We start from the raw sequence: 12,270 nt of genomic DNA on the forward strand, positions 1-12,270 counted from the left end.
CCCGCCGGATGGCGGGTTTTTCGTTTTGGAGCGCGGCAACGGCGCGGGGTCAGCCCGTGACGGCGCCCTTGCTGGCCGTCGACGTCAGCTGCGCGAACTTGGCGAGCACGCCGCGCGTGTAGCGCGGTGCCGGCTGCTTCCATGCGGCGCGGCGGCGGGCCAGTTCGTCTTCCGGCACGTTCAGCTGCAGCAGGCGCTGGTGCGCGTCGATGGTGATCGAATCACCTTCCTGCACCAGGGCGATGGTGCCGCCCACGAAGGCTTCCGGCGCGACGTGGCCGACCACCATGCCCCAGGTGCCGCCCGAGAAGCGCCCGTCAGTGACGAAGCCCACCGATTCGCCCAGGCCCTTGCCGATGATGGCCGAGGTCGGCGCCAGCATTTCCGGCATGCCGGGGCCGCCCTTCGGGCCCAGGTAGCGCAGCACCAGCACGTCGCCGGCCTTGATCTGGTCGGCCAGGATGGCGGTCATCGCGCTCTGCTCGTCGTCGAATACGCGCGCCGGGCCGGAGATGACCGGGTTCTTCAGGCCGGTGATCTTCGCTACGGCGCCTTCTTCGGCCAGGTTGCCCTTGAGGATGGCGAGGTGGCCCTGCTGGTAGAGCGCGCGCTCGATCGGCAGGATCACGTCCTGGTCCGCGCGCGGTTGGTCGGGCACGTTGGCCAGCTCTTCGGCCAGCGTCTTGCCGGTGATGGTGATGCAGTCGCCGTGCAGCAGGCCAGCGTTCAGGAGGATCTTCATCACCTGCGGGATGCCGCCGGCCTTGTGCAGGTCGGTGGCCACGTACTGGCCCGACGGCTTCAGGTTGCAGATGACCGGCACGCGCTGACGCACGCGCTCGAAGTCGTCAATGGTCCATTCCACGCCGGCGGCGTGGGCGATGGCCAGGTAGTGCAGCACGGCGTTGGTCGAGCCGCCGGTGGCCATGATGACGGCCACGGCGTTCTCGATGGACTTGCGCGTGATGATGTCGCGCGGCTTGAGGTCGCGGCGCACGGCCTCGACCAGCACGCGGGCCGATTCGGCGGCGCTGTCGACCTTCTCCTGATCGGGGTTGGCCATGGTCGACGAATACAGCAGCGACATGCCCAGCGCCTCGAACGACGAGCTCATCGTGTTGGCGGTGTACATGCCGCCGCACGAACCCGAGGTCGGGCAGGCGTTGCGCTCCACGCCCTCGAAGTCTTCCTCGCTCATGCGGCCGGCGGTGAACTCGCCCACGGCCTCGAACGACGACACGATGGTCAGATCCTTGCCCTTCCAGTTGCCCGGTTTGATGGTGCCGCCGTACACGTAGATGCCGGGCACGTTGGTGCGGGCCAGGGCGATCATGCCGCCGGGCATGTTCTTGTCGCAGCCGCCGATGACGACCACGCCGTCCATCCACTGGCCCTGTGCGCAGGTCTCGATGCAGTCGGCGATGACCTCGCGCGAGATCAGCGAATACTTCATGCCCTCGGTGCCCATCGACATGCCGTCGGAAATGGTGGGCGTGCCGAAGATCTGCGGATTGGCGTTCGACGCCTTGACGGCGGCCACGGCCGCGTCAGCCAGCTTCTGCAGGCCCGAGTTGCACGGCGTGATGGTCGAATGACCATTGGCTACGCCGATCATCGGGTTGCTGAAGTCTTCCTTCTTGTAGCCCAGCGCGTAGTACATCGAGCGGTTGGGCGAGCGCGCCACACCCTGGGTGATGTGCTGGGAACGCTTGTTGTCTGGCATGGGAGGCTCCGTGGGGTCGGACATTTCGTTTTGGGAAAATCGCTGGCGCACAGCATGCCGCTGGACAAAAGTCGTGTCAAATATATTATTGAGCGATTATTGAGTCGAAAAAAATATCAATAGAAACCATGGACCTGCGCCAGCTCCGCTACTTCGTGACCGTTGCCGAGGAACTGCACTTCGGCCGTGCCGCCGCGCGCCTGGCGATGACGCAGCCGCCGCTGTCGCAGCAGATCCGCGCGCTGGAGGAGGAGCTGGGCGTCGCGCTGTTCCACCGCACGCAGCGCTCGGTGGCGCTGACGCCGGTGGGGGCGCGCTGGCTGGTGGAGGTGCGGCGCGTCCTGGCGGAGGCGGGCGCGTTGCCGGCGCTGGCGCAGCGGCTGGCGCGCGGCGAGGTGGGGTCGCTGTCGCTGGCCTTTGTCAGCACGGCCGACTACGGCATCCTGCCCGCCATGCTGCGCCATTTCCGCGATGCCCGGCCCGACGTGCAGGTGCAATTGCGCGAAGCCACCAGCGACGTGCAGATCGAGGCGCTGCTGGCCGACGAGATCGACGCCGGCGTAGTGATCGCGCATCACATCGGCTCCGTGCCGGGCGAACTGGAATACCGACCGCTGGCGCGCGAGGGGCTGGTGCTGGCCGTGCCCGCGGCGCGCGCGGCGCAATGGGGCGCGCGGCCCGGCCGGCCGATCGCGCTGGCCGACGTGGCCGCCGAGCCGCTGATTATTTTCCCGCGCCGTTCCGCGCCGGCGCTGTACGACATCATTACCGGCTATCATGCCGCGCACGGCGGCGCCCAGGAGGCGTCCGCGCGCATCGCCCAGGAGGCGATCCAGATGCAGACCATCGTCAGCCTCGTCTCCGCCGAGATGGGCGTGGCCCTGGTGCCCGCATCGCTGTGCAACCTGCAGCGGACCGGCGTGGTCTATCTCGAACTGGCCGAGCCGAGCCCGGTCATCGAGACCGGGCTGGTCTGGCGGCGCGACGCGGTATCGCCCGTGCTGCCGTGGTTCGTGGCCAGCGCCGAGGCCGTGGCCCGCTTGCATGACAACCCCCAACCCTGAGACCCCCGGATTCATGCTCATCCATCCGCAATTCGATCCCATCGCGCTGCATCTCGGGCCGCTCGCCATCCGTTGGTACGGCCTGATGTACCTGGCCGCGTTCATCATGTTCCTGTGGTTCGGCCGGCTGCGCACGCGGCAGCCCCACATCGCCGCGCAAGGCTGGAGCGGCCGCGATCTGGACGACATGCTGTTCTACGGCGTGCTCGGTGTGATCCTGGGCGGGCGCCTGGGCTATGTGCTGTTCTACAAGCCCGACTGGTATCTCGCGCATCCGCTGGACATCTTCAAGGTCTGGGAGGGCGGCATGGCCTTCCACGGCGGCTTCCTCGGCGTGGTGCTGGCGATGATGCTGTACGCGCGCATGCGCCGCCGCCCGTGGATGCAGGTCACCGATTTCATCGCGCCGATGGTTCCGTGCGGACTGGCGGCCGGCCGTCTGGGCAACTTCATCAACGGCGAGCTGTGGGGCCGCGTGTCCTCGCCCGACCTGCCGTGGGCGATGCTGTTCCCGCAGGCGCAGGGCGAAGACCGGGCCTGGCTGGCGGCGCACGCGCAGCAGGCGGTGACCAGCGGCGTGCAGGCCGTGTTCGACCAGTACCACATGCTGCCGCGCCATCCCTCGCAGATCTACCAGTTCCTCGGCGAGGGCGTGCTGTTCTTCATCCTGCTGTGGCTGTATGCGCGCAAGCCGCGGCCGATGGGCGCCGTGTCGGGCATGTTCCTGGTCGGCTACGGCGTGTTCCGCTTTGCGGCCGAATTCGCGCGCGAGCCCGACAACTTCCTCGGCCTGCTGGCGCTGAGTCTGTCGATGGGGCAGTGGTTGTCGCTGCCGATGATCCTGGCGGGCGTGGCGATGTTGGCGTGGGCGTATCGGCGCGCCGGGCGCAACGGGAACGACGCGCAAGCCGGCGCACACGCTTGACGCCGCATCGGCGCAAAGAAAAAGCCACCGCTTGCGGTAAATGCCGTTCAGTTAAGCATGACTTGGCAGGCTCGCGGCAACGAGAGCTGAGTCAACAACAGGGAAAAAGGCAGTTCATACGACGTCAATCTGAACTGACCCCGTAAAGTTGGACGGGTAATTTAGGCGGCCAAGGGCTGAGTCCTGTATTGCACAGGGCTCAGCCCTTTTAGCTTGATCTTGATGCGCTCGTGATTGTAGTACCGGATGTATTCGGCAATGGCGCGTCGCAGTTGGTCGATGTCCGCGAAGCGCTCTAACCGGAAGCACTCTGACTTGAGTGTGCCGAAGAAGCTTTCCATTGCCGCATTGTCTAGGCAGTTGCCTTTGCGGGACATGCTCTGGCGCAGGCCTCGCGCGGCCAGTTTGCGACGATACGCTGCCATTTGATACGGCCAGCCTTGATCCGAATGCAGCATCGGCGTCTCGCACGGGCGCAGCTTGCGCAACGCCTTGTCGAGCATCTCCCGGATCAGCGTGTAATCAGGTCGTTCACTGGTTTGCCAGGCGACGATCTCTCCGTTGTACAGGTCCAGGACGGGCGACAGGTACAGCTTTTTGCCGCCGACGTTGAACTCCGTCACGTCCGTTACCCACTTCTCGTTCGGCTTGCTCGCCTCAAACTCGCGCTGTAGCAGATTGGGAGCAACCCGCCCGACTTGCCCGCGGTAAGAGCGGTATTTCTTCGGCCGCACGAGTGACTTCAACTGTAGCGCCGACATCAATCGCTGTACGGTCTTGTGATTCACCAACGTCCCTGCCCGACGGAGCGTCGCCGTGATCCGGCGGTAGCCATATCGGCCCTTGTGCTGGGCATAGATGTGCTGAATGCGCTCCTTGAGCGCGCCGTGACGATCCTCTGCCTGGCTTGTCGCCATCTGGTAGTAGTACGTGCTGCGTGCGAGATTCGCGGCCTTGAGCAAGCTCGACAATGAATGCCGCTCACGCAGCGCACTCACGACTTGCGCTTTTTCTTTGGTGCCTGCTGCTGTTTGGCACGCAGCAGGGCATCTAACTTTTTTAGGTACGCCACCTCCGCGCGCAAACACTCGTTCTCTTTGAGCAAATCCTCGCGCGAGCGCTCGTCTTGAGCCGGCTGCGCAGCGGGTTGGGGATCTTGCTTGGACTGGGACATGATGGGTGCCCCGCCTTTGCGGCGCGGCTGTAGGGCGTCGAAACCGCCCTCATGATACTGGCGGTCCCAGCGGCTGACGCCGCCAGCCTCACGCAAATCGAACACAGCGCTGACTTGCTGATAGGACAACTCGTCGCGCCACATGCGCTGCAGCACCGTCAGCTTGAACTCGGCGCTATACGCTTCATGCTTCTTGCGTAGTCCGGATTTCCCATGGCGCTGCCACGCGTTGATCCAGCGCCGGATCACAGAACGGCCTATCCCGTACTTCTGGCTCAGCCCTGCGGTCCCAACGGCCCCCCTCAAATACTCCTGAACTACTTGGCGCTTGAACGCCTCTTCATACTTCGCCATGAAAAACACCCCAAAGGTTGAACAGATGTCCAACTTTTGGGGTGCAGTTCATTTCGACGTCAATCGGAGCGGCCTTTTTTGCCTTAGCTGAACGGCATTAACCGCTTGCGGTGACTTTTCTCATGGCTGGCGGGTCCGCTACTTCAACATTTGCACGGCACCGGAGACGGTCACCGTGACTTGCGCCTTGCCGCCCTCGATGGGTACCGGTACCGGAGACGAGTCGGTCATTGCGGCGGCCCTGAGGGCCCACGTGCGCGAGCTCGGCGTGCTGCCTTCGCTCACGCGCACCTCGCGGATCGCATAGCTCGTGTAGCCGAACAGCTTGGTGGTCACCTGCGCCTTGTCGCGGAAAGTGCTGACGGCCTGGTCGACCAGCTTGGTCTCAGCGGCCGTGCGTGCCTCGCGCGACAGCGTGAAGTTGACGTTCTGCACTTGCATCTGGTTGGCCAATTGGCCCGCCAGCTTGGAGGCCGCAGCAAAGTCCTTCGACGTGATGCGTACCTCGGCTCGGCCGCGCCACACGTTGATCTTGCCGTTGCGGTCGGTGTTCGGGTAGATGTTGAAGCCGCCCGTTTCCGCCTGCACGCCGGCCGTGCGCTTGGCCTGGGCGATGACGTCTTCGGCCTTGCGCGACAGTGATGCGGAGATGGCGCCCGGGTCCGCGCCTTCCTGCTCGGCGCCCAGCGTGAGGGTGACGGTGTCGGTCGGCACTTCGGCCACCGCCTGGGCATCCAGCGACAGCACGCCCGACGGCGGTGTCCAGCCACCCGCGGCAGCGGAGGGCGTTTGCGCAAGCGCGGAGGTGGCCATCACGGCGGTTCCCAGAACGGTTGCGGCCAGGGCAGGTTTCATGGTGTTCTCTCATCAAGGCAGTGTGATGCGTCTGACCCGGGGGCAGGCGCATCGTTCATCACGTTTGTAACCAAACTTGGCGGACGAGGACCGGTGCTCAGTCCGCGTCGTGTATCAGCCGGCTGGTGATGTAGCGCCATTGTGCGGGCGTGACCGGCGTGATCGACAGGCGGTTGCCGCGCTGGAGGATGGTCATCTCGGCCAGCGGTTCCTGCGCGCGCAGCGTGGGCAGGTCGATCAGCGCGCATTTGCGCACGAACCTGACGTCGACCAGCATCCAGCGAGGCGTCTCCTGCTTGGCTGCGGGATCGTAGTAGGGACTCTTGCTGTCGAACTGCGTTGGATCGGGATAGCTGGTGGAGCACACCTCGGCCAGCCCCGCGATGCCCGGCTGCGGGCATGACGAGTGATAGAACAGCACGCCGTCGCCGATGCGCATGCGGTCGCGCATGAAGTTGCGCGCCTGGTAGTTGCGCACGCCGGTCCACGGCAGGGTGCCCTCGGTTTGCAGCGTATCGATGCTGGCCTCGTCGGGCTCGGATTTCATCAGCCAGTATTGGGCGGCCATGATGGCGGGCGTGGGAGTTGGCGGTGTGCGCAGCATAGCAACTGCGCAGCGACGCAGCCATCCGGCGGTGCGGCATCGACGGGCCGCGTGCACAAAGAAAAAGGCGGTAGCGTATTGCTACGCTACCGCCTTTCGTTGGGTCCCCACCTCGGCCGCTAGACCCGCCTCCTGAACCCAAGTATGGTTCAGAGTGGCTGCGGAAGCCGCATTTTGGGTACATCACCGGCACAGGGAGCACACGACTTTCGTCGCCTGCTGTGCGCTGGAAGACGCGCTCGCCCACACGGCATATCCCGCACCAAGCAATGCTTATCGGTTCAAGGAATTAATGGCCTTGGCGAACCAGGCAGGGAAACTGTCAGACGCATGGGCACGTTCAAGAATGCGTGCCTTCGAAGACATGGCCATGCGTCTGAGAGATTCATCGCAAGCAACCGATCGTGCTGTAAAGCCTTGTACTACAAGGGTTTGCGGCACACGCTCGGAAGCCGTTGGGACACACTATACACCTGTTCGCATCCGAACCCAAGCCCGGATGCGATCCGGTTACAAAGACAAGCGGACGTCGTTGCGTTTGTGATTACGTCGCTTCGCCGTACTGGCGCAGCGCTTCGTCGGCCCGCGCATTCAGGTCGGCCAGCTTGGCGCGGATGGCGTCGATCGGCAGCGCGGCGTCGGCCGCGGCTTGGCGCTGCACCGCCAGCAGATCGGAGGCGATGCTGATGGCGGCCATCACGGCCATGCGCTCGATGCCCTTGGTGGTCGAGCTGTTCCGGATGCGCATCATCTGCGTGTCGACCATGGCGGCGGCTTCGCGCAGTGCGGCTTCGTTGTCGGGCGATACGGCGAACTTGTACGCCTGCCCGGCGATGTTCACTTCGATCTGCTTACTGCTCATGCGGGGTCTCCGGATGCGGGGCGGGGGCGGATTCGCCTGCGGGCTGGCCGAGGAGGTCGAGCTGGCGGGCGTCGGAGCCGGTCGGCAGCTTGTCGAGAATCGACTGGATGCGCAGTTGCGCTTCTTCGATCTTGGCGTTGAGCACGCTGCGGTCGGCCACCATGGCGTCGCGCTCGGTCCTGGCGATCTCGGCTTCCGCCTGGAGCCGTTCGACTTCGGCGCGCAGGCGCTGATTCTCGGCGGCAAGGGCGTCGGCGTGACGCAGCACGCGCGCAATCTTGTCGGCAAGTTGTTCGAGTTCGTTCAGCATCGTTTGTCAATCGGAATCGAGTGGGGGGATTTTAGCCGATCGCCGCGACCGCGCCTGTCCTCCGTACGGATGCGCGGGGCGGGGCGGCGGGTAGGGCACCGGGCATCGGTGCGATGGGCCGGGTCGGTTGGCGCGGGGCGCCGGGTTTCCGTTACACTCGCCGCGTCCTGGTGCCCGCAGAGCCGATCTGCAGTTAAACGGGAAGCAGGGAGCGGCCGCCCCAAACGGTGCGCCAACCTGCGCTGCCCCCGCAACGGTAAGCGAACGCCGTCGAAGGCCGCGCTACCTCTGGCCAGAAGAGGGCGCGGCGTCGCGCAGGTCCGTCCACATGCCACTGTTCCGCGGAACGGGAAGGCGGCCGGACCCGGTTCGCCAGCCCGGATACCGGCCAGGACAGTGGGTTTCAGAGCCAATGCCATCCTTGGAGGGAACCGCATTGAAATCCGGCTGCCAGCGACCCGCGGGGGAACGGGAAGGGCTGATGCTATTGGTTTCTTCATCATGAGCTTGACTACAAAGCGGCCGCGCCGGATGCACCGGGTGGCCATGGGCGCGCTTGCCGGCGCGCTGGCGGGGGTTGCGGCGGGGCCGGTCTGGGCACAGGGCGACGTGCAGTCGGCCGGCATGCCTGTCGGCGAACTCAACCCGACCGTGGTGACGGCGTCGCGCAGCGAGCAGAGGCTCGCCGATGCGCTGCCGCATACCACGGTCATCTCGCGCGCCGACATCGAGCGGTCGCAGGCACCGGATGCGGTGTCGCTGCTGCGCCGCGAGGCGGGCATCGAGATCGCCCAGGCGGGCGGGCCGGGCGCGGCCGCGAGCCTCTTCATGCGGGGCGCCGGGTCCAACCAGACGCTCATTCTGATCGACGGCGTGCGCGTGAGTTCCGGCACCACCGGCACGACGCAGATCGAGCAGCTGATGGCCGATCAGATCGACCATATCGAGATCGTGCGCGGCAATGTCTCCGCGCTGTACGGCTCGGATGCGATCGGCGGAGTGGTGCAGATCTTCACGCGCAACGGGCGCGGGCACGCGCCGCTGGCCAACGCGGAAATCGAGTACGGCGCGCGCAATACCAAGCGCGCGCAGGCCGGCATCAGCGGCCAGCTGGACGAGCGCGGCGACACGTCGTTCGCGCTGTCGGTGTCGGCGTTGAAGACGACGGGTTTCTCGTCGATCAATCCGAAGCAGGCGCCGAACGCCAACCCGAACGACAACGCGTACGCGAACAAGAGCGTGTCGGCGCAGCTGCAGCATCGCTTCTCGTCCGACTGGCAGGCGGGGCTGACGTGGTTTCAGACCTGGAGCACCGTGAGCTACGACAACGCGTTCGGCGCGCCCACCGACGACAACGAGTCGCACAACCAGGTGCGTGCCATGTCGGCCTACGTGGACGGCAAGCTGACGCCCGACTGGAAGACGCGCCTGACGCTGTCGCAGGGCGACGACAAGAACCTGAATTTCACCAACGGCCAGGTGCAGGAGCCGGGGCGCTTCAACACGCGGAACCGCCAGGCGTCGTGGCAGAACGACTGGGCCTTCCTGCCGGACCAGATGCTGAAGGTCGGCTTCGAGCACCTGGACCAGACCATCGACACCGATGCCTACTCGCCGCCGACGCGCCGTGTGGACTCGGGCTACATCGGCTATGAAGGCAAGTTCGGCCGGCATCAGCTGCAGCTGAATCTGCGCCGCGACCGCTACTCCGATTTCGGCGGCGCCAGCAGCTACTATGCCGGCTACGGCTTTGCCTTCAACCCGCAGTGGAAGGCGGTGGCCAGCATCAGCAATGCGTTCCGGGCGCCCAGCTTCAACGAGCTGTACTACCCGTTCTTCGGCAACCCGAACCTGCAGCCGGAGAAGGCGCGCTCGGTGGAGGGCGGCGTGGAATACCAGAGCACGGTCGGCCTGGTGCGCATGACGGCATTCGAAACCGACTACAGCAACCTGATCACCAGCGTGTTCGACCCCGTGTCGGGCAATTTCCTGGCGGCCAACGTCAACCGCGCGCGGGTGAACGGGCTGGAGACGTCCTGGCGGGGCACGCTCCATGGCGTGGACGTGCGCGCCAGCTTGACCATCCAGAATCCGCAGGACCTGTCGGCGAACCGGCTGCTGGCGCGCCATGCCCGGCACTTCGGCAGCGTGTCGGCCTACAAGTCCTTCGGGCCGTTCTCGGCCGGTCTCGAGTGGAACGCCGCCGGCGAGCGGCAGGATTCGGCGCGCACGCTGGGCGGCTACGGCTTGCTCAATCTGACGGGGCGCTACCAGATCACGCGTGACTGGGCGCTGTCGGCGCGCGTGGAGAACCTGCTCAACAAGAACTACCAGCTGATCGCCCCATACAACACGGCATCGCGTGGGGTGTTCTTCACGCTGTCGTGGCAACAGCACGCACCGCAACGATGACACCCGCATTGCCCGCGCGCGGTTTTGCCTGGCGACTGTGGTCGCTGCTGGCGCTCGCGTGCGTGGCGGTGCTGGTGGCCTCGCTGATGCTGGGCAGCGTGCGGCTGTCGCCCGCGCAGGTGTGGCAGGCGCTGACCGGCAGCGGCGATGGCCTGGCCACCGGCATCGTCACCGGGCTGCGCCTGCCGAGGGCCGGGGCGGCTTTTGCCTGCGGCGCGCTGCTGGCGCTGGCCGGCGCGCTGATGCAGATGCTGCTGCGCAATCCGCTGGCCGATCCGTATGTGCTGGGTGTGTCCGGCGGCGGCGCGGTGGCGGCGTTGACGGCCATGCTGCTGTCGTTGCCGTGGTGGGCCGTGCAGGCCGGCGCGGGGGCGGGCGCGCTGGCATCGATGGCGCTGGTGGCCGCGCTGGCGCGGCAGCACCTGTGGCGCGGCGAACCGGGTGAGGCCAACGCGCGCCTGCTGCTGGCCGGCGTGGTGCTGGCCTCGGGCTGGGTCGGCCTGATCACGCTGATCCTGACCGTGGCGCCCGAGGCCAAGCTGCGCGGCATGATCTTCTGGATGGTCGGCGACCTGGGCGGTGCCGACCGCTATCTCGGGGCGCTGATGGCGCTGGTGGCCGCGCTGGCCCTGGTGCTGCCGCATGCGCGCGACCTCAATGTGCTGCTGACCGGCGAGATGCGCGCGCGTGCGCTGGGCGTGCCGGTGGCGCGGGTGCGGGCGCTGATCTACGTGGTGGCCTCGTTGTGCACGGCGGTGGCGGTGACGATTGCGGGGTCGGTCGCCTTTGTCGGCCTGCTGGTGCCGCACATGGTGCGGCTGGCGTGGACGCACGATGTGCGCATCCACCTGCCAGCCACCGCGATGGCCGGCGGTGGCCTGCTGATGCTGGCCGACCTGATCGCCCGCACGCTGATCGCGCCGGCGCAGTTGCCGGTGGGGGTGATCACCACGCTGCTGGGCGTGCCGACCTTTCTCTACCTGCTGATGCGGAGCGCGCGATGAGCTGGCTGCGCCGCGCCGCCGTCACCGATGCGTTCGCGCAGGCCGCCGACGCGCCCGCGCTGGCGCTGCGCGAGCTGCGCGTGACGATGGGCGGGCGGGTGCTGATCGAGCGGCTGTCGATGTCGGCCGCGGGCGGCGAGCTGTGGTGCGTGGTCGGACCGAACGGCGCGGGCAAGTCGACCCTGCTGGGCGTGCTGGCGGGCCTGCGCGCGCCGGACGGCGGCGCGGTGGCGCTGGATGGCCGTGCGCTGGCGGCGTGGCCCGTTGCGGCGCTGGCCCGGCGCCGCGCCTTCCTGCCGCAGACGCTGCACGACACGTTCCCGATGACGGCCCATGAGGCGGTGATGACCGGTCGCCATCCGCACCTGGCCCGCTGGGAGTGGGAGGGCGAAGCGGATGCGCGCGCCGTGGACGCGGCCATCGCCGCGCTGGCGCTGGAGCCGCTTGCGCCGCGCGATGTGCGCACGCTGTCCGGCGGCGAGCGTCAGCGCGTGGCCATGGCCGCGGTGGTGGCGCAGCAGGCGAGCGTGCTGCTGCTCGACGAGCCGCTGGCGCACCTGGACCTGCATCAGCAGATCGCCGTCCTGCGCCTGCTGCGCGATGGCTGCCGGCGCCAGGGCTGGCTGGTGATCCTGACCGTGCACGACCTGAACCTGGCCCGGCGCTACGCGACGCACGCGCTGCTGATGGACGGCGAAGGCCATGCCGCCGCCGGTCCGGCCGACGCCGTCCTGACGCCGGAGCACTGCGCGCGCGTGCTGCGCACCCCCATCGCGGCGGTCGATGATGGCCGCCGCATCGCGCTGATTCCCGATGACCCGGACGATGCATCCTGACGGCCATGGCCACGGCCTCGCATGCGCGGATGCTACGATCGCGACGCCATCGGCATGCGACGGCAGGCGATTGCGGTGCGCCGTCGGCGCGCATTGACGCGGCCGATTCCGCGACGGACATGAGGCTCGTCAAGCGCACGTTTCCCC

The 12,270-nt window shown here is 66.9% G+C and carries 11 protein-coding genes, 1 other RNA gene and 1 riboswitch; of the genes, 5 read left to right on the forward strand and 7 right to left on the reverse strand.

Annotated features, from left to right (window positions below):
• Window positions 1-49: 49 nt before the first annotated feature.
• Window positions 50-1,723 carry a dihydroxy-acid dehydratase gene (gene ilvD, locus GO999_RS04880; protein WP_016724165.1) on the reverse strand — a complete coding sequence of 558 codons (1,674 nt, stop codon included), beginning with the start codon at window positions 1,721-1,723 and terminating at the stop codon, window positions 50-52.
• Window positions 1,724-1,851: 128 nt separating this feature from the next.
• Here ilvD and GO999_RS04885 point away from each other — a divergent pair, with 128 nt between their 5' ends.
• Together GO999_RS04885 and lgt are read left to right on the forward strand one after the other, a co-directional pair.
• On the forward strand, window positions 1,852-2,787 hold the full coding sequence (locus tag GO999_RS04885; RefSeq protein ID WP_016725912.1) for a LysR family transcriptional regulator: 936 nt from the start codon (window positions 1,852-1,854) through the stop codon (window positions 2,785-2,787).
• Window positions 2,788-2,800: 13 nt separating this feature from the next.
• The gene (lgt, locus tag GO999_RS04890) at window positions 2,801-3,712 is read left to right on the forward strand and encodes a prolipoprotein diacylglyceryl transferase (RefSeq protein ID WP_011002330.1); all 912 of its coding nucleotides are present in this window, start codon (window positions 2,801-2,803) and stop codon (window positions 3,710-3,712) included.
• Between the two features lie 161 nt (window positions 3,713-3,873).
• Here the strand turns inward: lgt and GO999_RS04895 are convergent.
• The 6 genes from GO999_RS04895 to GO999_RS04920 all read right to left on the reverse strand — a co-directional run bounded on the left by GO999_RS04895 (window position 3,874) and on the right by GO999_RS04920 (window position 7,871).
• A protein-coding gene (locus GO999_RS04895) for an IS3 family transposase (protein ID WP_089190850.1) occupies window positions 3,874-5,240 on the reverse strand; the annotation gives its coding sequence in 2 pieces (ribosomal slippage) (window positions 3,874-4,766 and window positions 4,766-5,240; 1,368 coding nt in all).
• Between the two features lie 138 nt (window positions 5,241-5,378).
• Entirely contained in the window at window positions 5,379-6,095 is a 717-nt protein-coding gene (locus tag GO999_RS04900) for an SIMPL domain-containing protein (RefSeq protein ID WP_016725910.1), read from the reverse strand.
• A gap of 97 nt (window positions 6,096-6,192) precedes the next feature.
• Window positions 6,193-6,663 (reverse strand): EVE domain-containing protein, encoded by a 471-nt coding sequence (locus tag GO999_RS04905; RefSeq protein ID WP_016725456.1) that lies wholly within the window; start codon window positions 6,661-6,663, stop codon window positions 6,193-6,195.
• A gap of 136 nt (window positions 6,664-6,799) precedes the next feature.
• Window positions 6,800-7,019, reverse strand: a non-coding RNA gene (gene ssrS, locus GO999_RS04910) — 6S RNA.
• A gap of 224 nt (window positions 7,020-7,243) precedes the next feature.
• Window positions 7,244-7,561 (reverse strand): cell division protein ZapA, encoded by a 318-nt coding sequence (locus tag GO999_RS04915; RefSeq protein WP_211906612.1) that lies wholly within the window; start codon window positions 7,559-7,561, stop codon window positions 7,244-7,246.
• A complete protein-coding gene (locus GO999_RS04920) occupies window positions 7,551-7,871 on the reverse strand; it encodes a hypothetical protein (protein ID WP_011002324.1) in 321 nt (106 codons plus the stop codon). Before GO999_RS04920 ends, GO999_RS04915 begins: the two co-directional genes overlap by 11 nt.
• Before the next feature lie 151 nt (window positions 7,872-8,022).
• Window positions 8,023-8,278: riboswitch (cobalamin riboswitch) on the forward strand.
• 124 nt (window positions 8,279-8,402) lie between these two features.
• Between GO999_RS04920 and GO999_RS04925 the strand changes: the two genes are divergently transcribed.
• From GO999_RS04925 to GO999_RS04935, 3 genes are read left to right on the forward strand one after another with little or no spacing between them, the layout of a single operon-like run.
• Window positions 8,403-10,283 carry a TonB-dependent receptor domain-containing protein gene (locus tag GO999_RS04925; protein ID WP_064477967.1) on the forward strand — a complete coding sequence of 627 codons (1,881 nt, stop codon included), beginning with the start codon at window positions 8,403-8,405 and terminating at the stop codon, window positions 10,281-10,283.
• Window positions 10,280-11,287, forward strand: coding sequence for a FecCD family ABC transporter permease (locus tag GO999_RS04930; RefSeq protein WP_011002322.1), 1,008 nt, complete (start codon window positions 10,280-10,282; stop codon window positions 11,285-11,287). The genes GO999_RS04925 and GO999_RS04930 overlap by 4 nt, the downstream gene beginning before the upstream one ends.
• The gene (locus GO999_RS04935) at window positions 11,284-12,123 is read left to right on the forward strand and encodes an ABC transporter ATP-binding protein (protein ID WP_020832493.1); all 840 of its coding nucleotides are present in this window, start codon (window positions 11,284-11,286) and stop codon (window positions 12,121-12,123) included. Before GO999_RS04930 ends, GO999_RS04935 begins: the two co-directional genes overlap by 4 nt.
• The last annotated feature ends 147 nt before the right edge of the window (window positions 12,124-12,270 follow it).

Origin of the sequence: Ralstonia nicotianae (assembly GCF_018243235.1) — a bacterium.
GTDB classification, from domain to species: Bacteria; Pseudomonadota; Gammaproteobacteria; order Burkholderiales; family Burkholderiaceae; genus Ralstonia; species Ralstonia nicotianae.